Origin of the sequence: Methanothermococcus jasoni, from assembly GCF_049075655.1 — an archaeon.
GTDB lineage: Archaea > AGJL01 > Methanococci > Methanococcales > Methanococcaceae > Methanofervidicoccus.
Window position 1 is genome coordinate 983039 of record NZ_CP157522.1, and the last position, 22056, is coordinate 1005094.

General features: G+C 32.5%; 25 protein-coding genes. 9 read left to right on the plus strand and 16 right to left on the minus strand.

From position 1 onward, the window contains the following. Positions 1 to 43 precede the first annotated feature (43 nt). Together Mjas_RS05225 and Mjas_RS05230 are read left to right on the plus strand one after the other, a co-directional pair. The gene (locus Mjas_RS05225) at positions 44 to 1141 is read left to right on the plus strand and encodes a TIGR01212 family radical SAM protein (protein ID WP_421077143.1); all 1098 of its coding nucleotides are present in this window, start codon (positions 44 to 46) and stop codon (positions 1139 to 1141) included. Between the two features lie 18 nt (positions 1142 to 1159). Further along, positions 1160 to 1744: a DUF447 domain-containing protein gene (locus Mjas_RS05230; protein WP_421077144.1), complete on the plus strand. Its 585-nt coding sequence runs from the start codon at positions 1160 to 1162 to the stop codon at positions 1742 to 1744. Between the two features lie 15 nt (positions 1745 to 1759). Here Mjas_RS05230 and Mjas_RS05235 read toward each other — a convergent pair whose 3' ends face one another. The 5 genes from Mjas_RS05235 to mobB all read right to left on the minus strand — a co-directional run bounded on the left by Mjas_RS05235 (position 1760) and on the right by mobB (position 6264). Continuing rightward, entirely contained in the window at positions 1760 to 2326 is a 567-nt protein-coding gene (locus tag Mjas_RS05235) for a GMP synthase subunit A (RefSeq protein WP_421077145.1), read from the minus strand. A 61-nt stretch (positions 2327 to 2387) separates the two neighbouring features. Next, entirely contained in the window at positions 2388 to 3296 is a 909-nt protein-coding gene (gene map, locus Mjas_RS05240; RefSeq protein WP_421078575.1) for a type II methionyl aminopeptidase, read from the minus strand. A gap of 444 nt (positions 3297 to 3740) precedes the next feature. Beyond that, positions 3741 to 4841, minus strand: a complete 1101-nt coding sequence (locus Mjas_RS05245; protein ID WP_421077146.1) for an OBG GTPase family GTP-binding protein — start codon at positions 4839 to 4841, stop codon at positions 3741 to 3743. Between the two features lie 188 nt (positions 4842 to 5029). Then, positions 5030 to 5320: an ArsR/SmtB family transcription factor gene (locus Mjas_RS05250; RefSeq protein ID WP_421077147.1), complete on the minus strand. Its 291-nt coding sequence runs from the start codon at positions 5318 to 5320 to the stop codon at positions 5030 to 5032. A 251-nt stretch (positions 5321 to 5571) separates the two neighbouring features. Next, complete coding sequence (gene mobB / locus Mjas_RS05255; RefSeq protein ID WP_421077148.1) at positions 5572 to 6264, minus strand: molybdopterin-guanine dinucleotide biosynthesis protein B; 693 nt, start codon at positions 6262 to 6264, stop codon at positions 5572 to 5574. A gap of 185 nt (positions 6265 to 6449) precedes the next feature. Between mobB and Mjas_RS05260 the strand changes: the two genes are divergently transcribed. The 6 genes from Mjas_RS05260 (at position 6450) to Mjas_RS05285 (ending at position 10662) form a co-directional block, all read left to right on the plus strand. Next, entirely contained in the window at positions 6450 to 7067 is a 618-nt protein-coding gene (locus Mjas_RS05260) for a cobalt-precorrin-7 (C(5))-methyltransferase (protein ID WP_421077149.1), read from the plus strand. A 16-nt stretch (positions 7068 to 7083) separates the two neighbouring features. Continuing rightward, on the plus strand, positions 7084 to 8067 hold the full coding sequence (locus tag Mjas_RS05265; protein ID WP_421077150.1) for a hypothetical protein: 984 nt from the start codon (positions 7084 to 7086) through the stop codon (positions 8065 to 8067). Positions 8068 to 8083: 16 nt separating this feature from the next. Then, the gene (locus Mjas_RS05270; protein WP_421077151.1) at positions 8084 to 8386 is read left to right on the plus strand and encodes an FUN14 domain-containing protein; all 303 of its coding nucleotides are present in this window, start codon (positions 8084 to 8086) and stop codon (positions 8384 to 8386) included. 125 nt (positions 8387 to 8511) lie between these two features. Next, positions 8512 to 9594, plus strand: coding sequence for a nucleotidyltransferase domain-containing protein (locus Mjas_RS05275; RefSeq protein WP_421078576.1), 1083 nt, complete (start codon positions 8512 to 8514; stop codon positions 9592 to 9594). Between the two features lie 10 nt (positions 9595 to 9604). Beyond that, positions 9605 to 10030, plus strand: a complete 426-nt coding sequence (locus tag Mjas_RS05280; protein ID WP_421077152.1) for a DNA/RNA nuclease SfsA — start codon at positions 9605 to 9607, stop codon at positions 10028 to 10030. A gap of 359 nt (positions 10031 to 10389) precedes the next feature. Beyond that, the gene (locus tag Mjas_RS05285; protein WP_421078577.1) at positions 10390 to 10662 is read left to right on the plus strand and encodes a DNA/RNA nuclease SfsA; all 273 of its coding nucleotides are present in this window, start codon (positions 10390 to 10392) and stop codon (positions 10660 to 10662) included. Between the two features lie 21 nt (positions 10663 to 10683). On the opposite strand, the gene Mjas_RS05290 is transcribed toward Mjas_RS05285, so the two are convergent. From Mjas_RS05290 to Mjas_RS05300, 3 genes are read right to left on the minus strand one after another with little or no spacing between them, the layout of a single operon-like run. Beyond that, positions 10684 to 11547, minus strand: coding sequence for a 7-cyano-7-deazaguanine synthase (locus tag Mjas_RS05290; RefSeq protein ID WP_421077153.1), 864 nt, complete (start codon positions 11545 to 11547; stop codon positions 10684 to 10686). Between the two features lie 56 nt (positions 11548 to 11603). Then, entirely contained in the window at positions 11604 to 12332 is a 729-nt protein-coding gene (fdhD, locus tag Mjas_RS05295) for a formate dehydrogenase accessory sulfurtransferase FdhD (RefSeq protein ID WP_421077154.1), read from the minus strand. A 7-nt stretch (positions 12333 to 12339) separates the two neighbouring features. Then, positions 12340 to 12735, minus strand: coding sequence for a secondary thiamine-phosphate synthase enzyme YjbQ (locus Mjas_RS05300; protein WP_421077155.1), 396 nt, complete (start codon positions 12733 to 12735; stop codon positions 12340 to 12342). Between the two features lie 170 nt (positions 12736 to 12905). Here Mjas_RS05300 and Mjas_RS05305 point away from each other — a divergent pair, with 170 nt between their 5' ends. Next, a complete protein-coding gene (locus Mjas_RS05305; RefSeq protein ID WP_421077156.1) occupies positions 12906 to 14813 on the plus strand; it encodes a PINc/VapC family ATPase in 1908 nt (635 codons plus the stop codon). 7 nt (positions 14814 to 14820) lie between these two features. On the opposite strand, the gene trpA is transcribed toward Mjas_RS05305, so the two are convergent. The 8 genes from trpA to trpC are packed head-to-tail and all read right to left on the minus strand — an operon-like array spanning position 14821 to position 22036. Then, a complete protein-coding gene (gene trpA / locus Mjas_RS05310) occupies positions 14821 to 15588 on the minus strand; it encodes a tryptophan synthase subunit alpha (protein WP_421077157.1) in 768 nt (255 codons plus the stop codon). 41 nt (positions 15589 to 15629) lie between these two features. Further along, positions 15630 to 16385: a P-II family nitrogen regulator gene (locus Mjas_RS05315; RefSeq protein WP_421077158.1), complete on the minus strand. Its 756-nt coding sequence runs from the start codon at positions 16383 to 16385 to the stop codon at positions 15630 to 15632. A gap of 50 nt (positions 16386 to 16435) precedes the next feature. Then, positions 16436 to 17605, minus strand: coding sequence for a tryptophan synthase subunit beta (trpB, locus tag Mjas_RS05320; protein ID WP_421077159.1), 1170 nt, complete (start codon positions 17603 to 17605; stop codon positions 16436 to 16438). 36 nt (positions 17606 to 17641) lie between these two features. Continuing rightward, positions 17642 to 18271, minus strand: a complete 630-nt coding sequence (locus tag Mjas_RS05325; RefSeq protein WP_421077160.1) for a phosphoribosylanthranilate isomerase — start codon at positions 18269 to 18271, stop codon at positions 17642 to 17644. A 10-nt stretch (positions 18272 to 18281) separates the two neighbouring features. After that, positions 18282 to 18869: an aminodeoxychorismate/anthranilate synthase component II gene (locus Mjas_RS05330; RefSeq protein ID WP_421077161.1), complete on the minus strand. Its 588-nt coding sequence runs from the start codon at positions 18867 to 18869 to the stop codon at positions 18282 to 18284. Between the two features lie 30 nt (positions 18870 to 18899). Next, positions 18900 to 20261 carry an anthranilate synthase component I gene (locus Mjas_RS05335; protein ID WP_421077162.1) on the minus strand — a complete coding sequence of 454 codons (1362 nt, stop codon included), beginning with the start codon at positions 20259 to 20261 and terminating at the stop codon, positions 18900 to 18902. An 18-nt stretch (positions 20262 to 20279) separates the two neighbouring features. After that, complete coding sequence (trpD, locus tag Mjas_RS05340; protein ID WP_421077163.1) at positions 20280 to 21308, minus strand: anthranilate phosphoribosyltransferase; 1029 nt, start codon at positions 21306 to 21308, stop codon at positions 20280 to 20282. Further along, positions 21305 to 22036 carry an indole-3-glycerol phosphate synthase TrpC gene (gene trpC, locus Mjas_RS05345; protein WP_421077164.1) on the minus strand — a complete coding sequence of 244 codons (732 nt, stop codon included), beginning with the start codon at positions 22034 to 22036 and terminating at the stop codon, positions 21305 to 21307. Before trpC ends, trpD begins: the two co-directional genes overlap by 4 nt. Between the last annotated feature and the right edge of the window lie 20 nt (positions 22037 to 22056).

A 22056-nucleotide genomic window follows, 5' to 3' on the forward strand; every position in this document is an offset into this window, starting at 1 on the left:
TGAATAAACTACATATAATTTAAATACTAAATATGGTGAGTTTATGACTAAATTAAAACCCCTTAATCCTGATAAAAGGGATGCTAAAATTAATATTAATAAAGTTAATACAGCTACAAATAATATAAATTGTAATAAGACACACTCTCCAAACAGAAATATTGCTAATAATGTTATTGATAAACATGTCATCGATAAAATTTATTTGGATGGTTTTCCAATAGCACAATATGGATTATATATGAAAAAGGCAAAACCTTATAGAACTTTTAAAATACCTGTTGATGCAGGATTTTCATGTCCAAATAAGGACGGCACTATCGATACAAAAGGCTGTATATTTTGCCCAAAGATGGGCAGACCCATAAGTGTAAAATACTGTAATGTGAAATACTCATTAAAGGAACAAATTGAAAAACAAATTGAAAAACAGAAAGGCAAAGGCATTGAGAAATTTTATATATATTTTTATCCTGGAACAAATACCCACGGAACTCCTGAAAAACTAAAAGAGCTCTGGGATTTTGCACTATCCTATCCTGATGTAATTGGGCTATCTATTGGAACTAGACCTGACTGTCTTGAAGATGAAAAATTGGATATTTTGGAAGATTATGTAAAAGAAGGTTATGAAATATGGATTGATTTAGGAATCCAAACTATGCATCAGAGAACATTGAACTTTTTGAACAGAAAGCACAAGGTTTCAGACACTGTAAGGGCAATATTGAACTGTAAAAAAAGGGGCATTTTTGTGTGCGGTCATATTATTTTGGGGCTCCCCAATGAAACATGGGACGATATGATGAAAACTGCCCAAATTTTATCTAAACTGGAAATTGATGCACTTAAAATATATCCATTAGTTGTAATCCAAAATACAGAATTGGAAAATCTTTATTGGAAAGGAGAATATAAAACCCTTGACGAAAAACAATACATAAAACTTGTATGTGATTTTTTAGAGCATTTATCTCCTTATGTGCTTATTCAAAGGGTGTCAAAAGATAAAACTCCCGACGAAATAAAAATATCTCCCGAATGGAGATTACATAGGTTAAGGATATTAAATGAGATTTCCAATGAATTAAAGAGAAGAAATACAAAGCAGGGTATATATCATAAGGATAAAATTAACTAAAACTGATAGCGTGATTTTATGAAGTTTGAAGTGGTAATCACATCTGGAAAAAATAACCGAGCTCCGATAGGAGTATTTATAAAAGATACAAAAAAGGATAAAATTGACAATAACAAGGAGATTATACTGCATCTCTATGAAGGTTCCCATACCTACGATAATTTAAAAAATGAAGATTATTTTATAATAAACATATGTTCCCCCTATTTAATAGCTGAATCAGTTTTGGATGATAATGGAAATTATGAATATTTTGACTACAACAATCATTCAATACCCTACTTGAAAGATTCCTACAAAATATGTTTAGCAAAAATAAATGATAGAAAAATCATAGAATCTAAAAATGAGTATGGGAGCTCTAAACTTATGATTGTTGAGGGAACCATAATTTCAGAAAAAGAATTAAAATCTCCCTCATTTGAGCCATATAATAGGGCAGAAGGTCTTATTGTGGAGATGGCAGTATTGTATTCGCGGTTAAATATTGTAGATGATGAGAAAAGAAAAAAAATTAAAGAAGAGATGGAAAATTATTTTAAAACCATCAAAAAAGTAGGGTCTAAAAAATACATTGAGTTGGGAAAAAAATTTTTAGAGTGAATTTTATTTTTAATATTATTCATTTATCAATCCACAAACCCTACAAAAATTCTTTAATAATTCAGAACCACATTCTGTATGGGATACTTCTGGATGAAACTGCACGCCGTATATTGGTTTTTCCTTATGTTTTATGGATTCCACATCGCAAATGTCAGAATATGCGAGAATCTCGAAACATTCAGGGACTTTTTTAACCTCGTCCTTGTGGGATGCCCATGCAGTGAATTCTTTTGGCATATTTTTGAATAAGTCATTTTCATTTTTAACATATATCTTTGTATGGGCATATTCTTCTGATTCTGCTCTTCCAACCTCTCCACCATAAGCCCGAGCTATTAACTGATGACCTAAACAAATGCCCAATATTGGGAGTTTTGAATTTAAAGCAATATCCATACAGTTTGATGCTTTTTCAATATCTGGACCGCCACTTAATATTATGCCTTTTATCTCCTCATTTCCTTCAATTTCTTTTAATGGTGTGTCATTTGGAATTATTTTTGAAGCTATGCCTAAATATCTCAAACTCCTATGTATTCTATGAACATACTGACCGCCGTTGTTAAGAATTACAATCATGAAATCACCGTTCATTTATACTTGCGATAATAAATAATATTGATATTATGTTTTTTATTTATTATTTCTTTGTTATGATTTTTGCCCCATTTTCAGTAATTAAAACTGTATGTTCCGACTGGCTCACCATACCGCGGTTTTTCTCAATTAATGATGGGTATCCATAGAGACAACCTGAGCTCATCAAATTTCTCAATCCTGCCTTGTATTTTGGGTCCTCATTTGCGAGCCATCTCTCTGCAAATGGTAGATATGGGTATTTTTTTTCAATAATTTTTAATATTTTCCTTGCAGAAGGTAATCTGACCGGTCTTGATGTTATATATTTAAAGATATATTTTTCACTTCCATCTACAACCTGTCCAAATCCATCTGTTGCAAAAGGCTCTATTGCCACAATATCCCCAACATCAATGTAATCTTTTGATTTCTCCTTTATATTGGGAATGCTTATTCCAGAATGTAAAACATACTGTTCCATAACATGTCCAGATAGGTTTGATATTGGTTTGTATCCATAACTTTCAATTACTTCTTGGATAATTGCCCCCATATCTCCAATATTCATTGGTGGCACAATTTCCTTAATTACGGTATGGAGTGCATCCTCTGACGCCTTTTTTAAATCATTGTAGGAGCTCGACAAATCAATAGTTATGGCACCGTCTGCTATGTATCCATCAACATGAACTCCAACATCTAACTTTACAACATCATTTTCAGAGAATGCCTTTTCATCCCCATAAAAGGGCGTATAATGTGCTGCAATATCATTTATTGATATGTTGCAAGGAAATGCAACTTCTCCTCCGAGCTCTCGGGTTCTGTTTTCAATATATTCTGCTACATCGTAAAGTTTAGTATCAGGTTTTATAAGCTTTACGGCTTCTTCCATTATTTCAGCATGGATTTTTCCAGCTTTTGTTAGTTTTTTAACCATGTTGGTTTCTTCATCCTTTCCTTCTTCCATCTTATTTTTTTTAGTTATGTCTTCAATTGTCATTATATCCCATTTTTAATTTATTTTTTATTTTTTTATTTATTTTATTTTTATTTATTTATCCAATGTCGGCGGGAAGTTTGATAAATTCCTTCGGAATTTATAAATGTCTTCGCTATCGCTCAGACATCCCCTTCCGTAAGGTGGAGATGAGATCAGATGAAATGCTTCGCATTTCATTACTTTCCTTCGCTATCGCTCGGAAATCCGACGAAAAATATAAATATTATGGCATAATAAAATAGATATATAAATGGGCGAAAACCAAGCCCATTCTACACTATTTCCATACACCTGCGGAAGGCGGGGGTGAGCCTGTGGAGAAGTGAGCCCCTACCTAGGTAGTTAATAACTACTGATGATGGCAAGCTCGTTCAGTGAAGCAGGAAGCCCCTTCCGTAAGGAAGGGGTACTTCACGTTCTTTTAATTACAATCGTAAGGATATCTCCATCTTCCAATACATGATTAAGCCCTACCCTTTGACCAGGATGTTTTGCAGATTTTCCCCATACTTGGGCATATCTAAAATTCTTTACAAAATCTCTGTGAAGTTTATTACATACATCTTCAACAGTAGAACCTCTTAAAATAATAAGTGGTTCGTCAAGGTCTGGTTTTTTACCCTGTGGTTTTAAATAAACCTTCATAAATCCAAGGGTATTAAAAATTTGTTCTTTTAATTCTTCAATATTAATATTTTTATGCCCTGAAACAAGAATGTGCGGTCTATCCTTCAAAACTTCTTCAATTCTCTTAATATGCTCTTCATCAGCTAAATCTATCTTATTCACAATAACAAGGGATGGGATATACACTCTGTTTGCACTAATCACATCTATAAATTGGTCTGTTGTGATATCATCCCTTATTACGATATCTGCGTTGTGTATCCTATGCTCATGTAAAATTGCTACAATCGTTTCTTCATCTATGTTTGTTAAAGGAACTGTGGTGTTTATATTAATTCCACCCCTATCCTTTTTTACAATCTTAACATCTGGTGGTCTTTGGTCTAATCTAATGCCAACATTGTAGAGCTCCCTTTCAATCACTGGGATGTGCTCAGGTGAGAACACATCAACAACAAGCATCACTAAATCCACATTTCTAATGGCGGCTAATACCTCACTACCTCTACCTTTTCCAAATGATGCACCAGTAATAATCCCTGGAGCATCTAATACCTGTATTTTTGCCCCCCTATACTCTAAAATTCCTGGAATTATTGTTAATGTTGTGAAAGCATATGCTCCAACTTCTGAGTTGGCATTTGTAAGTTTATTTAAAAGTGTAGATTTACCTACTGATGGAAATCCTACAAAAGCAACTGTGGCATCCCCTGTTTTTTTAACCGCGTAGGAGTATCCTGTCCCTGTGCTTTTTGGTTTATTTTGCATATCTCTTAATTTTGCAAGTTTCGCCTTCAATATCCCGATATGTTTTTGAGTAGCCTTATTATACTGTGTATTTTTTATTTCGTCTTCTAATCTTTTAATTTCTTCTTGAATCCCCATAATTTCACCAAATTTAATACATTATATTTTTTATAAATTTTAAATTATATTATATTTTAAATTTCATTATGATTCATATTTGAAAATATAAAAAATCTATGATACTAAATACCCTCGCTTTGCTCAGGATATTGTAAAACATGTTTAAATTTAAATAAAAAAATATTAAAAAAAGAAATAAAGTGATATTATTCATTAATCATCTCATCCATTGTAGATATTATGTCTTTAACTTTTGGATTTACTATATAATAGTGATTCCATGTTCCTTCTTTTCTAGCTTTTATTATGCCAGATTTTTTTAATATATTTAAATGATGGGATATGGTTGGTTGAGGCTTTTTTAATTCATCTATTATATTACACACACACATGCTATCATTTTCACTTAATAATCTCAATATCATTAATCTTGTTGGGTCAGCAAATGCTTTGAAAATTTCTGCCATGTTTTCATATTTGCTTTCATCTACAACCATTTTATCACCAAAAAAGCCATTTATAATTTTATTTTGTAAAATATATAAAATATATTATTGTTGCCATGTTAATACAATGCTAAAATTAAAAGATTATTGTAATAATATGTTTCATAATATTTATATATTTTTCAATATTTATATTTAATTACGTTAGTGATTACATATTATAATTGTTTGTATATAATATTTATGAATGATGATTTTTGATAACGATTTTTATGTGTGGGCAATATAAAATAAGGTGATAATTAAAACTCTTTAATTTTTATAGATATATTTTTTGGGTCATCTACGCCTTTTAACGAGCTTATTATACCTTTTAACGTGTTTTTAATTATGATTGAAACAAATGGATTCATAGGAATGGTTTTTCCATTAACTACCATTTCCACTCCTTTTGATATCACACACTGGTCCCATTTTAGTTCTCCACTAATGACTTTTTCTACAAACGTTTTACAGTTATGTCCACAATGACCGCAATTTAGGTTGTATGTTGGAACTATACTTTTTTCAAGCACTTTTTCTATAACTTCGTCAATATCATATTCATAGTCTTTAACTACCATAATAGTTTGAGAATCTCGGAGCTCCGACCCTTCATCTCCTTTAACCATAAGTATCTTTGGAATATTTAATTCTTTTAACTGCTCTTTAAATCCTTCCACTATAACAATCTCATTATCTAATTTGGAAAGTATCTCATATAAGCTCATTTTATTGTAAAAAAATGTAGTTTTATTACTATCTGATAGAACAGATATATCTGAATAATGTTTGAACTTGTAGGAATCTGTTCCTTCTTTATCAACTTCAACATCATGAAAACTATGTTTTATGGATGCAACACTAATGTTCATCTCTTTTAATTTCTTTAAAATATCGCATATAAGCGTAGTTTTCCCGGATTTTTTTGGACCGATTACTCCAATAACTCTCATAATATCACATCATAGTATTAGCAATATTCATTTAACAATATTAATATATAAAGTTTTTTAATATAAATTATTGATACATAATCATAAAATAAAAATAAATGACATAAAAAACATAAATAAAAGAAATAAAAAAATAATCAAAAGATAAAATAGAAAAATTAAAAATAATATGTTTGGGTTAAAGTATGATATATATTGTAGGAATAGGTCCGGGGGATAAAAAATATTTAACATTAAATGCAATCGAAACTGTGGAGAGCTCAGATATTGTAGCAGGTAGTGGCAGAGCATTGGAGTTATTTAACATCGAAGAACATAAAAAATATATATTAACAAAAAATTTGATTGAGGAGTTAAAAAACTTAGTCATGAATAATAAAGATAAAAACATTGCAATATTGTCCACAGGAGACCCGTGTTTTAGTGGATTGTTGAAAACAGTTTTAAAATATAATATTGCAAAAAGGGATGATATTCAGGTAGTTTCAGGCATATCCTCTATTCAGGTTGTAGCATCCAAGCTTAAAATCTCATGGGAAGATTACCATATATTGACGCTTCATGGAAAGGAGGAAAATAGAAAAATCCTTCTGGATTTAATAAAAAATAACGAAAAAGTAATATTTCTGCCAAGTAACCTAAAAGAAGATGTAAAATATTTAATAGACAATGGTATAAGCCCCAATAAAAAAATAATAGTTTGTGAAAACCTCACATACAAAAACGAAAGAATAATAAATGATGAATTAAAGAATATAATAAGTATGGATTTTTCATACCTGTGTGTTTGTGTTATGGAATAGTATATTTGGTGATTATATGGAAAATATAAAGAAAATCAAAAAAGATTTTCTAAATACCTCGTCGATTTCAAGGATAAAAATAATAGTGATGCTCGGGATTTTATCTTTTCTAATGTGTTCAGTTAATGCCACAGAAGTTGCAAAGATTGTAGATAATAGTCCATATCCTGAGTTTGTATATGTTGATAATTCCATAGTGTCAGAAGTTATCAGCCAAAATTCTGGAAAAAATATTCCTTCATTTTTCTTTTATTTTATAGATGGGGTGTATCTCAACCCAAATAATCCAAATGAGATTGCTATAAAAACTCCATTATGGTTTATAGGAAAACTGTTTAAATCTGATGAAATTAATCCTGAAAATGGATATATTTTCCTAAATTCCAAATATGTGGGAAAGCCTGACAATAAATGGGTGGATTATATTACACCAAGTGATGTAATAATATATACCAATGAAACTGCAATATGTGCAAGAACTTATGATAAATATACTGATGTGGATATAATAATGTATAATAATGAAACTTTGAAGCAATTAATAGGTGGATTAAAAAGTATCAATGGTATAAAGGTTATAAAATCCAGTGCTGAAACTAAAAACAATATGTTAATTGGCAAATTAAGATTGGATGCTAACATAGATAAATTTATGAATATGAATGAATTCAATCCAAACTATGTTCCAATCAAAGTTGAAGTCAATGGATGGAATAAAAAAGACCAAAATACCTATACCAAAGGATATGATACCATAATATTATACAAATTGCCAGTGGATAAGGAAACTATAAAAAATATAGTTAAAGAACAGACGAAAAATCAAAATCTGAAAAAATTAAAGGACAGTTCATACAACGGATGGGATGTTGAAGAATATTCCTATAACAATATAGGAAGCCAATATATCTGTTGCAAAGAATTTGAATATGGCTCCGTATGTGTAATCACAAACAAATTGAAAAATCTTGATGATATAATAATCTCTGAAACCAAATAAAAAGTTGGTGATTTCGATGGACATAACTCAATTTTTGCCCGATTTGGGAACCGGATTTATAAGTGGGGCAATTATAGGATGGGGCATAAAGAAAGCCATAAAACTAGTTGCTGCATTAGTGGGGCTTTATTTTTTAAGCCTCCTGTATTTGGCAAAACTTGGTGTGATATCAATAAACAAAGAAGCATTCACAGGATTGCTGGGCAATTTTGAGTCTTCTATTGTAGCATATGGTAGCCAGGCTGCTGGATTGATTCATTCTGCATCTTTGGGAGCAGGATTTGCGACTGGATTTGCACTGGGATTTAAGAAGGGATAATTCTTGCAATATATCTTATTTTTTTATTCTTTATTCTTAGTTTTATTTTTTTCATCATATCATCATATATCACCATATATAATCATATATTATTTATTAAAAACCGAGTTATAAGTGAAATCATGATAAAAGCAAGGTTAAGGGATTTTGTAGAAACAGAAATCGGATTTTTCGCAGTAAATACCTATGAACATCCAAAAGATAGGATTTTTGCTTTTTTAAGGTATTTAAACCTTGATGCAGTAGATGACGATGTAATAAATAAATACAATTTGAATAGAAACGATATACGGCAGCAGATGAACGGAAAAAAATATATAAAAATAACAGATACGACGAAAACATACGGAATTTTAAAGGATTATTTTCCAGAATATTTATTTTACGATGAAACAAAAGACATTACGATACATGCAGTTCCAAAGGAACATGTAATTAATATATTAAGCCCAAATGATAGACTAAACGAGATATTGGACGCACAAAATAATGAATTTGAAGAAAAATGTAAAAATTTAGCTGATAAACTTCACGATTATGGATTAAGCTATAAATACATGGGAGTTTCAGGTTCAACAGTAATAAAATTAAACAATGAGAATTCAGATATTGATTTTGTAATATATGGAATGAAAAACCACAAAAAAGCAAGAAGTATTTTAAAAACTATTTTTGAGGAAAATGAAAAATATAGGTTAAACCATATTCATCCATTATCTGATGAGTTTTGGAAGAAGGCATACAATAAAAGAATAAAAGATGGAACTCTTTCCTATGATGAATTTGTCTGGCATGAAAAAAGGAAATACAACAGAGGGGTGATAAATAACACAATGTTTGATTTACTTGCTACAAGAGATTGGAGTGAAATAAATTCAAAATACGGGGATTATAGCTATAAAAATTTAGGGTTTATTAAAATTGAATGTGATATAGTCGATGATGATTATATCTTTGATAATCCTGCAATTTACAAAATAGACAATGTTAAAATTGTTGATTTAGCTGAAAATAAATTGGAATTAAACTCTAAGGAGATTAAAGAAGTTGTCTCATTCACCCACACATACGCAGGACAGGCATTTAATGGTGAAAAGGTAATTGTCAGAGGAAAATTGGAAGGTGTGAGCTCCCCTCATGGTGGCTATAAAAGAATCGTTGTGGGCACTTCAAGAGAGGCTTTTAATGAATATATTAAATTAATATAAGGTTGATATTTTGGAGCTCCTAAACTTAAACTCTCTGGGAAAATTGGAAAAGGCAGAATTCATAAAAAGAGTAAATAGGTTTTTGGGTAAAATAGTAATAAATGGGCAGGAAAAAAGTTGCTATATTGCAGATACTGGTCGTCTTGAAGAAATACTAACAGAAGGTAGGGAAATATTGGTGGTAAAGAATAGAGAAGGGCTAAAAACGGATTATACATTAATTACTGTAAAAATGGGGAATGAACTGGTTTTAGTAAATACATCCCTACACTCATCAATTGCATACAATGCCATAAAACAGGGTGTTCTTGGTTTCGTGCCAAAAACTATAAAAAAAGAGGTTAAATATAAAAATAGCCGTTTTGATTTTTTATTAGACAGTAAAACATTTGTGGAGTTAAAAGGCTGCAATCTTCTGACCTACTCCAACGAGTGAACTCGTTGGGTTCTCGCTTACGGTAGTAAGCGAGCAACGAAATCACGAAGTGATTTCGTCTAATTTTAGCAGGGTTTAACCCTACATGGGTGGCCAAGCCCACTACCCCTATCCCCGTTTAGGAGATTCAGGGCTACGCTGTATCACTAAGATTACTCTATCAAAACAAACCACGATACCAACCACTACCAGCGGTAGAGTTTTCACTAACCCTACCCATTAGAACTTGGACTGGTAGCGTTACTTACTATTAATCTTCTCATATTTATATTTTACTACTTACTAGCCGATATAATGTCCGCCTCTCATCCAACGATTAAAATCGTTGGCTTTCTCGGCGGTTTATCGTAAAGGGCGGCATTTGCCTTTTCCCAAATGCTCCAACAGTTAGGGGAACAAAACACTTAAAAGAGTTAATTTTAGCTAAAAAAGAAGGTTATAATTCTATAATACTGATTATGGCAGTTAGGGACTGCAAATATTTTCTCCCAAATTCAAAAATGGATAAAGAATTTGCAGACACATTCTACCGAGCTCTGAAAAATGGAGTGGAATTTAAAGCTTTTAAAATTAGGATAGATGAAAATGGTAAAAAGGTATATCTATCATCTAACTTAAATCTCAAAGTATAAAATTATCAATAATATCTGTGATTATTGCAATAGCTCTTTAATCATGTTTATATATTCTTTTTTATCGGGAACAACCATTAATTCCTTTGAAGGAAGTTTTATAGATGCCCTAAATCCATGTTTTCTTGCTAAATCCGTGATTTTTTTATTGTATGTATATAAATCATCTAAAAGTTCCTCAGTTATTGTTGTATCGTAGTCGCAATACTGTAATGGGCAACCTTCCCTCCAATATCCGAATTTATCGCCAACTTCGTGGATTCTTTTTATCTCTATTCCATAATAATTTTTGAGCTTAATAACATCGTCATAACCGCATCTTATAAGAGGTCTAAAAAACATTTTATTATATCTTTTTGGAACTGGGGTGAGCTCCATTTTATCAAATTTTTCCATGCCATATTTTTCCCTTAAATACTGAAATATTGGTCCAGAAATCTTTTCAAGTGCTGTATCCCCCGTTAGTATGATTTCCGCACCTTCATTCTCTGCTATTTCCATCATTTTATCCTTCATTATGTTCTTGCAGATTCGGCAGATGCTCCCTCCTTTTGCACCTTTTGTTCGTTTTTTCAAGTCTTCGGTTATATCATAGAACAGTATGGGAATATTTAATTCATCGGCTATTTTTTGAGCCTGTTCCTTAGCTAAATTCCAGCTCCATTTATGGATAAAATGAACACACAAACAAACATTTAAATTTAAATCCTTTGCTAATGCAAGGGCTGTTGAGCTGTCCTTTCCACCACTAAGCATGGAAACTATTTTTTTATCTTTAAGTTGGTTCTCTTCAAAATTCTTTATTATATCTCTTTTTAACTGATTCAAATCTTTTAAATTTCTTTTTTGAGCTGTCCAGTCTGTAAATAAGACATTGTTTTCCATAGTATCCACAATTTTATGAATATTTTTTATTCATATTATTTTATTATTCTATAATTTTATTCTTCATCTATAATTCTTTCAAAACCATTATATACTACAAACCTGTTCTTTCGGGCAAAACCTATCAATATTATATTATTATTTTTTGCGAGCTCTACACCTTTATCTGTTGATGGAGATTTTGATACTATTGCAGGTATTTTGGCATTAACTGCCTTTTTTACCATGGCATAAGGCTGTCTTCCGCTTGAAACCAATATTTTATCATCCAAATTTATATTATTTAAAACTCCATAACCTATTACTTTATCTGCCGCATTATGCCTTCCAATGTCTTCAATAGTGATTATTTCATTACCTTTTAAATCAAATAGGCATGCCCAGTGAGTTCCGCCTGTTATTTTCCATATTCCTGTGATATTTGACATATATTCCATTATTTTAAAAATGGTTTTTAAGGGTATTTTTAATTTTATATCATTATAGCTTTTATCGTTATTGTTATTATTTGATTTATTATTTGATTTATCGCTATCTGATTCATCAGTTATTACAATTATTCTATCGTTATTGATATGAACATCCTTAATATCCTCTGGTTCTAAATAACCCTCTGAAATAACATAACCTGCCCCGAGCTCCTTTAAATCCTTAGGTGATGCTGTCATTTTTTCTATAAATTTATCGTTAATATATAAATCATAATTTTCTTCAATACACACATAGTCCTCTTTATGACTTGAAGAGAGCTCATCCCAGTTTAAAGTTTTTATCTTTTTCATCATAGTATCATTACTCCATAATTTTAACATAAAATGTTCTGTTTCTTGGTCCGTCGAATTCACAGAAATAAATGCCCTGCCAAGTTCCAAGTAATGGTTTTCCATGTGATATTATTACAGTTAATGAGCTCCCAAATAGCGAGCTCTTAATATGGGCATCTGAGTTGCCTTCCAAATGTGAAAAATTATAGTTTTTTGGTATTTTTTCCTTTAAAAACTTCAAAATGTCTTTTTTAACAGATGGGTCGGCATTTTCGTTGATTGTTAAGCCTGCTGTTGTGTGCGGAACATATATTACAGCAATTCCATCGCTGATTTTTGAGTTTTTTATGGATTCTTTTATATAATTTGTAATATCAATCATTTCTTCCCTTGAATTTGTTTTTATTTGGTGTTTAAACAACATATCACATCACCCTGCGGTAGTTGAATTAATTATGATGATGAAGTGATTAAGTAATTTCATCTAATTATTTCTTCAATTAATGATAAATATATAATATATAAAGGATATACTATATAAGTTAGATAAATCACAATCACAATTATAAAATTATCTTAAAATTGAGGGAGATTATGAACAGCACAGGCGAGAATTTAAGTTTGAATCTAAATTTACAAAACAAAAAAATTACCGTTGATACCTGCGTAGTCATCGATGGAAGAATATCGGAGCTCATAAAAAAGGATGCAATAAAGAACAGCAAAATAATCATTCCAGAGGCTGTTGTATCAGAGTTGGAAGCTCAGGCAAATAAAGGTAGAGAAATAGGATATTTAGGTATAGAGGAATTAACAAGATTGGTGGATATTGCAAAGGAACATAATATCGAAATAGAATATTATGGAGAGAGGCCATCAGTTGATATTGTTTCACTTGCAAAAGCTGGTGAAATAGATGCCATGATTAGAAAAGTGGCAAAGGAGACAAACTCACTATTGCTCACAAGTGATAGGATACAGCATAATCTTGCAAGAGCTCAGGGTATAGAGTCCTACTATTTGGAGGTTGAAGAGGAAAAAGTGGAACTATCTTTGATGGATTACTTTGATGATATTACTTCGTCAATCCATTTAAAAGAAAACTGCATCCCTTACGCAAAAAAGGGAAAACCTGGGGAAGTTAAACTTGTTCCAATTGGCGATGAAAAATTAACAAGAGAAAAGATGGAATATTTAATTGATAATATATTGAAATATACTGAACAAAACAATGGTCTTATTGAAATTCAGAAGAGAGGAGCCACAGTAATTCAACTTGCAAACCTGAGAATATCAATAGCAAGACCTCCATTTTCAGAAGGGCTTGAAATTACCGCAGTTAGGCCAATTACCAAGGTTTCTCTTGATGATTATAAATTGTCCGATAAGCTTTTAGAGAGATTGAAGGAAAAAGCAGAGGGGATTTTTGTTTCTGGAAGTCCGGGAAGTGGAAAATCAACATTTGTATCAGCATTGGCAGAATTTTACTGTAATAACAATAAGATAGTAAAGACGATGGAAAGCCCAAGAGACCTTCAAGTTGGAAAAATGATTACCCAGTATGCACCACTTGAAGGAAATATGGAAAACACCTGTGATATTCTACTACTTGTTAGACCAGATTATACCATATATGATGAGGTAAGAAAAACAAGAGACTTTGAAATATTTGCCGATATGAGGATGGCAGGTGTTGGAATGGTTGGGGTGGTTCATGCCTCAAAACCAATCGATGCCATCCAGCGTCTTATTGGCAGGGTGGAGCTCGGTGTGATACCTCAGATAGTAGATACTGTAATTTATATAGAAAGTGGGCAGATAAAAAAGGTTTATGAAGTGCATTTCACTGTTAAAGTTCCACACGGTATGAAGGAGGCAGATTTGGCAAGACCTGTAATTGAAGTAAGGGATTTTGAAACAAAAGAGCCAGAATATGAAATATATACCTATGGTGAGCAGGTAGTGGTCATGCCTATAAAAGAAGAGGAGGGGGAAAAATCCAAACCTCCAATTCACAAATATGCAGAAGAAAAAATAAAAGAAATTTTAAAAGAACACCTGCCAAGAAAGGTAAGAAAAGAAATGCGGGTGAAAGTTAAGAATGATAATACCATAGATTTAATAGTTCCGGAAAAATATGTTCCCGCAATTATTGGAAAAGGTGGAAAGGAGATAACAAAACTGGAAAATATACTGGGCCTTAGAATAAATGTTGAAAGAAAAAGCGTGGAAATGGATTTTGAAGAAGAATCTTTTGAAAAATATGAATTTGTAAGTGATTACGAAACCACAAAATTGACTGAAACAAAAAACCATGTTATAGTAGATGTTGGAGAAGAATTCATGGGAGCAAATGTCAAAATATATGTTGATGGAGATTACTTATGTAATGCCACAGTAGGTTCAAGCGGAATTGTCAAAATAACTAAAAAAACAGGTATAGGAAAGGAGCTCCTAAATGCTATGAAGAAAAATAAAGATATATATGTAGAAATTGATTAATAAAAAATTAATTATTTGAACCTTCAATTACTCCTTCTTTTAATTCCTTAGCTTTTTCTTCAAGTTTTTTCACAGTTTCCTCAGAATCGCCATATTCTTCAATTATTTTTACATAGGCACTTCCAACTACAACACCGTCTGCACCGTTTTTTATAAATTCTTTTGCATGCTCTTTTTTTGATATTCCAAATCCAACATAAACTGGTTTTTTACATAAATTCTTTGTTCTATTAAGGAAATCTAGGGCAAGATTTGAAACATCATCCCGAGCTCCTGTTGTTCCATATACAGATACAAGATAAACAAACATAGAGCTCGCCTCATCAATCTTCTTCAATCTGTCCTCTGAGGTATTTGGTGCCGCAAGGAATACCGTTCCAATATCGTATTTTTTACAAACATCTAAATATTCCTCAGCATCTTCAACAGGCAAATCTACAACAATAAGTCCATTTCCGCCAACTTCTTTAAGTGTTTTAACAAAATTCTCCACACCTTTTGTAAATACCGGGTTGTAGTATGTCATTACAACAACGGGGGTGTCGGAAGTTTTCCTAAACTCTTTTATTATATCAAAAACCTTTGAAACTTTCATACCATTGTTTAATGCCCTTACATCTGCTTTTTGGATTGTTTCTCCATCTGCCATAGGGTCGCTGAATGGAATTCCCAATTCGATTATGTCCGAGTATTTAGAAAGTGCGTTCATAAATTTCAATGTAGCGTCAGGAGATGGGTCTCCTGCAACAATAAAGCTCACAAGTTTTTTTTCCATAAAAACACCTCTTTTTGCATTTTTTAAATATGATGTCGTAATTAATAGGATTTAATGGATATGTCATATTTTGCATTAACACTAATGGACTTTAAAATATCTTCTGTTCGTTTTCTTATTGAATCCATATTTATTTTCTTTTTGAGAACTCCAAGGGTTCTTTTTGGAATTAAAATTACATTACATCTGTAATGATATATTCCATTTTCATACTCCACTTCAACATTTAATGCATAATCGTGAATCATATCCTGCTCTTTTAGTATGTCAAATAAATTACATGATAGCTCATCAATGGCAGTTTTTTCCATGGTTCTGAGCTCCAATTTATCAGGTTCAAATGTTTTGCTTATAAGATTATCAATATATTCATCATCAGGTAATTTGATGCCAAGTTTTTTTAGGAGCTCATCTCTTTCAGGGTTTCCACCACATCCTTCATCCTCACCTTTGAGATTTTTGGAAGATTTATTCCCTTCCCCAAATCCGTAGTCAATAACTGGGTAGACAAATATTTTTCCATCCCCGTAATTTCCCGTTTTTGCACTATTGGTTATTGTAGATATTATGTCTTCCAAATGTTCCTCATCAGTTATTAGCTCCATTTTTGTTTTTGTTTTTTGAACATCCATTACAAATGTATGTCCCCTATATTCCCTAACAACTTTTTCGCCAACTTCACGCCTTCTGCCTTTAACATCTGAAATAAGAATATCGTCCTTATGTCCAAATTTTGCAAGTGCGGCGATTACATCGGCTGTTTTCTCTGGTCGCAATACTGCTTCCACCAAATACACAATATCACCTAATGTAATCAATATACACACTATTATATCTCAATCAAATCTTAGAATTTAATATATTTCATAACAGTTCCTAAATCTTTATCTCCCCTTCCTGAGAGATTTACTATTATAATTTCATCTTTATCCATTTCCTTTGCCATTTTCATACCCTGAGCTACTGCATGAGATGATTCAAGAGCAGGTATGATTCCCTCTGTTCTGGACAATTCTAAGAACGCATTTAATGCCTCTTCATCTGTAATTCCTGCATACTGCACCCTTCCTATGTCCTTCAAATATGCATGCTCAGGACCTACACCGGGGTAATCCAGTCCAGCGGATACGCTGTATGTTTCTTTTATCTGCCCGTCTTCATCCTGTAAGAAGTATGAGAACATACCATGTAATATTCCCTTTCTACCTTTCAACAACGAAGCCGCATGTCTTTCTGTATCAAGACCTTCACCAGCAGCCTCAACACCAACAAGTTGAACTTCTTTGTCATTTTTGAATTCATTGAATATACCTATTGAATTACTACCTCCACCTACGCAGGCAACAATACAGTCAGGAAGTCGCCCTTCTGCTTCCAATATCTGCTGTTTTGCCTCTCTACCTATTACTGACTGGAAATCCCTAACCATTGAAGGATATGGGTATGGACCAACAACAGAACCTATTAAATAGTGGGTGTATTCGAATGTTTCCACCCAGTCCCTAAGTGCTTCGTTTATGGCATCCTTTAATGTTTTTGAACCAGATTCAACAGGATGAACTTCTGCACCGTGCAGTTTCATCTTATAAACATTTAACTTCTGCCTTTCTACATCTATTGCTCCCATGTAGATTTTTGCCTTCATATTGAACAATGCCCCAACCATTGCAGTGGATAAACCATGCTCTCCTGCACCAGTTTCAGCAATAATTCTTGTTTTACCCATTTTTTTAGCAAGGAGTGCCTGACCTAAACTGTTGTTTATTTTGTGAGCTCCGCCTAAAAGTAAATCTTCTCTCTTCAAATATATTTTTGCTCCACCCATCTTCTTTGTAAGGTTTTCAGCGAAGTATAATGGAGTCTCCCTACCTGCGTATTTTTTTAGGTAGTAGTCGAGCTCCTCCTTGAACTCAGGGTCATCTTTATATTCTTTATATGCTTTTTCGAGCTCCTTTAATGATGGCATAAGCACCTCAGGAACATATTGACCGCCGTATTCTCCAAATTTAAATTCCATTTTATCACCTAATTTTTTATTATTTGTTAAATTTTGTTATACATTTGCCTCATTTAAATTTTTAACAAATGATTTTATTAATAATTCATCTTTTTTATTATTCTTTTCAACACCGCTGGATAAATCGACACCATAAGGTTGCACATACTCAACAATTTCCTTAACATTCTCAGGATTAAGACCTCCTGCAAGAATTATGTTAAAGTTTTTTGCGATTATTTTGCTTACTCTTAAATCGTGTGTAATTCCGCAACCTTTTCCAGTATCGAGAAGTATATTACAAACATCAGTATATTTTTTTATTTCATTTATTAGATTTTCAGCATCTCTTTCTGGATTTGAACTTAATGAAGGAACTTTAAACGCTTTTATTATATTAATGTTATAATTATTTTTCAATTTAACAATCTCATCAACATCCATCTTTGAGTGGATTTGTATATATTTAGTTCCAGTTTTTTCTATTATCTCCGCCCAGTCGTCATAAGTATTTACTGTGGATACAGCATAAACAGGAATATTTGCAATTTCCATTAATTCTTTTGCTTTTTCAAGTGGTATTTGTCTTTTGGACTCGCTTTTAACAATAACTCCTGTGGCATTAGCATATCTTTCAACTATTTTTAATTCTTCTTCTGATTTGATGCCGCATATTTTGATAAACATAATGTTCCCTCTATTTATAGCTCAATACCCTATCTACAAAGTTTTTTATTATTTTTAATCCCTCTTTATTTTCCCATTCAGTCAATACGCTTTCAGGGTGGAATTGAACCCCTTCAATAGGTTTTGTTTTATGCCTAATGCCCATAATTATTTCTTCATCCGTATCAATGGTAGTTGCTGTAATTTCAAAATCCTCAGGAACTTCAAGGACTGCAAGAGAATGGTATCTTCCAACCTCCAACGGATTTTTAACATTTTTAAATATGGTTTTTCCGTCGTGTTTTATTATACTAGACTTTCCATGAACTGGGGGTATTCTATCAACCTTTCCGCCAAATATATGGGCTATAATTTGATGACCAAGACAAACTCCCAATATTGGAACATCCATATTCATTATAATTTCTGGACAGTTTTCAATATCTCTTTTTTTGTCCGGAGCTCCGGGACCTGGTGATATAATAATCCCATCTGGATTTATTTTTTTAACCTCTTCAAGAGTTATAGTGTTTGGAACAACCTTTATTTTATCATATATGGAAGCATATTCTGCCAAATTCCATACAAACGAATCCTTATTGTCTATTATTAAAATCATAATTTCACCTTTGTTGGGAAATTACCTGGATTATTTATCGATATCATGTTCCACCTCTAATGCACGCATAACAGCCGCCATTTTTCTCTCGGTTTCGATATATTCATTTTCAGGAACAGAATCCGCAACTATTCCAGCTCCTGCTCTTAATCTAATGGTATCGTTGTCTATTTCTGCCATTCTTATGGCTATTGCAGTATCTGCGTGATTACTCAGTGAGAAATACCCCACAGCACCGCCGTATATTTTTCTTCTGGATTTTTCCAGTTCATCAATTATTTCCATTGCCCTATATTTCGGAGCTCCTGTTAATGTTCCCGCAGGGAATGATGCCTCTATTGCATCGAACATTGTAGCACTGTCTTTTAACTCCCCGATTACCTCACTTTCTATGTGCTGAACATGACTGTATCTTATTACCTCAAAGAATCTAGTTAATTCAACAGTTCCAGATTTTGATATCTTTCTTACATCGTTTCTTGCCAAATCAACAAGCATCATGTGTTCAGCTCTTTCTTTCTCATCATTAAGGAGCTTTTCAGCAAGTTCTTTTGTTTCTTCCTCGGTTTTTCCAACTTTCGTAGTTCCCGCAATTGGATTTATTTTTAAAATACTGTTCTCAACTGATGCCATTGTCTCAGGAGACGCCCCCACAACATCCTTTTCAAATTCAAGCAAAAACATATAAGGACTTGGGTTGAGCTCTCTCAAATTTCGATATATTTTAAATGCTGAATAATCGCTTTTTAATTGATACTCCCTTGATATTACAACTTGGAAGGCATCACCGCTGTAAATATAGTCCTTTGTTTTTTCCACCATTTCCATAAAATCGTTTTTATTTGCATCGCATCCAACGATATTTGTTCCGCCTTTTTCATCCACTATTTCGGATTTTTTAGCTTTTTCAATAACTCTTTCGGCATTTTTCATTTCTTCAAGAGAATTGTTTAATGACAGGTAGTAATATCTGTTTAGTATGTGGTCATAAACATAAACATTGTTGTAATATCCAAATACAGAAGCTTCCTCAATATCTCCGCCGATATAGTTATGTATCGTATCATAGGCGAAGTATCCTAAAAAACCTCCCGTAAATCTCTCGTTTAATTCAATATTGCTAATTTCTTTTTTGTTTTTTATTTCTGATTCAAATATCTCTTTTAATGCCTTAAATGGATTACTTTCCTTTGAAACTGTGCTGTTGCCTATTTTTGTATTATTTTTAATATTTACAACAAACTCTGGATTTGAAGATATATATGTATATCTCGCTTTTGAAGGGTGTTTGTCCCTCGACTCTAAAATAAATGGATATTCCCCTTCCTCTCTTAAAACATTATACAGTTTCAATGGGTCGATATAATCAAACTTCTGCCTAAATAGCTTCATACTATCCCATTCTATCTTTTATTTATAATTTTGAATTTTTGTCAATTTATTTAATACAATTCCATCATCAATGGCATTTTTTGCCATTTCGAGACCTTCCTTATAATCTGATGCCACATCTGATGCATAAAGGGCCGCAGCAGCATTCAATAGTATAAAGCCCCTATTCTCATTAATTTTTCCTGAAAATATCTCAAAATCCTTCGGATTTTTACGATTTCCTTCGCTTCGCTCGAAAACCTCGATTATTCTTTTGGCACTTTCATCAGGGCTTCCGCATGGAATAGGTTTTGAAGGGGTTAATCCAATATCCCTTGGATGTATCTGGTATATTTCATTTTCCTTATTTTCGTTTATTTCGCAAATTGTAGAATAATCATTTGGGTTTAATTCATCCAATCCATTTCCATAAACTACAAGAGCTCTTTTAACACCAAGGAGTTTTAATGCATCCCCAACTTTTTCAACTAAATCAGGGGAATTTACTCCCATAATCTGATAATCAGGGTTTGCAGGGTTTGCAAGTGGTCCCAATATATTGAATATTGTTTTTATCCCCAATTCTTTTCTAACAGGCATTATTTTTTTCAATGCAGGGTGATATTTTGGAGCAAACAAAAACACAAAGTTTGTTTCATCAATCATTTTTTTAGCTTCCTCTGGTGTGGAATCAATTTTAATGTTCAATGCTTCCAAAACATTTGCAGAACCGCTTTTTGAAGTAATGGATACATTTCCGTGTTTTGCAACCTTTTTAAAACATGATAATACGATAGATACAGCGGTGGAAACATTTATTGTGGAAAAACCATCCCCTCCTGTTCCGCAGGTATCACAAACACTTCCTAAATCTACTTTAACGGCATTATCTCTCATCGCCTTCGCAAAACCGGCAATTTCTTCGGAAGTAAAGCCCTTAGTTTGAAGTGCTGCAAGATATGCCCCTATTCTTATTTCACTTTCATTTAAAAGGTTATTGAATAAATTATATGCCTCTTCATAAGTTAAATCCTTTCTATCCACTATTTTATTTAATAAGTCGTTCATAATTTCGCCTCCACAAATGATTTAACAAATTCCTCCATATTTTTTGCCTTCATAAAGCTTGTTCCTATAAGTGCCGCATCGGCATACTTTAAAGCTATTCTTAAATCATCTATCGAGCCAATACCGCTTTCACTAACAAATACTACATCCTTTGGAATTAAATTGGATAGTTGTTCCGTAAGGGATACTGTTCCATCGTCGAGCTCTAACTTTGTAATATCTCTATTATTAACACCAATCATTGTGGTGTTTGTATCCTTTGCTATGTCAATTTCCTCCTTATTATGAACTTCCACAAGAGTATCCAATCCATGTTCAAGGGCATAATCAACGAATTCGGCTGTTTCATCCTTTAACATTCTCGCTATTATTAATATCGCCCCTCCCTCTGCTTCTGCTGTTTTTTCAATCTCATCTTTTGTGGTGATGAAATCCTTTCTTAAAACCGGGAGCTCGGTTGATGCACATATTTTTTTGAACATGTCAAAGTTCCCGTTAAAGTATTTTTTAGCGGTAATGTAGGATATTCCCGCAGCTCCTGCATTTTCATATATTCTAAGAATATCTATTTCATCCCTTCCTTTAAGCATATCGCCATATTTTGGAGAATGGACTTTTATTTCTGCTATTATTGGATTTCTGCACTTGTGCGGAAATTCACAAATCTCTGATTTGGGTAAATTTTTGCTATTATTTTTTGTGTTTATTATTGAATTGACCATCTTCATGATATCACCAGTTAATAGTT

Coding starts and splice junctions, on each gene's coding strand:
- Mjas_RS05325 (WP_421077160.1), bottom strand. CDS start 18,271: ATGTTTATCAAAATATGCGGCATCAAATCAGAAGAAGAATTAAAAATA.
- Mjas_RS05330 (WP_421077161.1), bottom strand. CDS start 18,869: ATGATTTTAATAATAGACAATAAGGATTCGTTTGTATGGAATTTGGCA.
- trpB (WP_421077159.1), bottom strand. CDS start 17,605: ATGGAATTTAAATTTGGAGAATACGGCGGTCAATATGTTCCTGAGGTG.
- Mjas_RS05230 (WP_421077144.1), top strand. CDS start 1,160: ATGAAGTTTGAAGTGGTAATCACATCTGGAAAAAATAACCGAGCTCCG.
- trpD (WP_421077163.1), bottom strand. CDS start 21,308: ATGAACGACTTATTAAATAAAATAGTGGATAGAAAGGATTTAACTTAT.
- Mjas_RS05270 (WP_421077151.1), top strand. CDS start 8,084: ATGGACATAACTCAATTTTTGCCCGATTTGGGAACCGGATTTATAAGT.
- Mjas_RS05245 (WP_421077146.1), bottom strand. CDS start 4,841: ATGGGGATTCAAGAAGAAATTAAAAGATTAGAAGACGAAATAAAAAAT.
- Mjas_RS05225 (WP_421077143.1), top strand. CDS start 44: ATGACTAAATTAAAACCCCTTAATCCTGATAAAAGGGATGCTAAAATT.
- Mjas_RS05335 (WP_421077162.1), bottom strand. CDS start 20,261: ATGAAGCTATTTAGGCAGAAGTTTGATTATATCGACCCATTGAAACTG.
- Mjas_RS05260 (WP_421077149.1), top strand. CDS start 6,450: ATGATATATATTGTAGGAATAGGTCCGGGGGATAAAAAATATTTAACA.
- Mjas_RS05265 (WP_421077150.1), top strand. CDS start 7,084: ATGGAAAATATAAAGAAAATCAAAAAAGATTTTCTAAATACCTCGTCG.
- map (WP_421078575.1), bottom strand. CDS start 3,296: ATGGAAGAAGGAAAGGATGAAGAAACCAACATGGTTAAAAAACTAACA.
- Mjas_RS05300 (WP_421077155.1), bottom strand. CDS start 12,735: ATGTTGTTTAAACACCAAATAAAAACAAATTCAAGGGAAGAAATGATT.
- trpC (WP_421077164.1), bottom strand. CDS start 22,036: ATGAAGATGGTCAATTCAATAATAAACACAAAAAATAATAGCAAAAAT.
- Mjas_RS05290 (WP_421077153.1), bottom strand. CDS start 11,547: ATGGAAAACAATGTCTTATTTACAGACTGGACAGCTCAAAAAAGAAAT.
- fdhD (WP_421077154.1), bottom strand. CDS start 12,332: ATGATGAAAAAGATAAAAACTTTAAACTGGGATGAGCTCTCTTCAAGT.
- mobB (WP_421077148.1), bottom strand. CDS start 6,264: ATGAGAGTTATTGGAGTAATCGGTCCAAAAAAATCCGGGAAAACTACG.
- Mjas_RS05305 (WP_421077156.1), top strand. CDS start 12,906: ATGAACAGCACAGGCGAGAATTTAAGTTTGAATCTAAATTTACAAAAC.
- Mjas_RS05235 (WP_421077145.1), bottom strand. CDS start 2,326: ATGATTGTAATTCTTAACAACGGCGGTCAGTATGTTCATAGAATACAT.
- trpA (WP_421077157.1), bottom strand. CDS start 15,588: ATGGAAAAAAAACTTGTGAGCTTTATTGTTGCAGGAGACCCATCTCCT.
- Mjas_RS05250 (WP_421077147.1), bottom strand. CDS start 5,320: ATGGTTGTAGATGAAAGCAAATATGAAAACATGGCAGAAATTTTCAAA.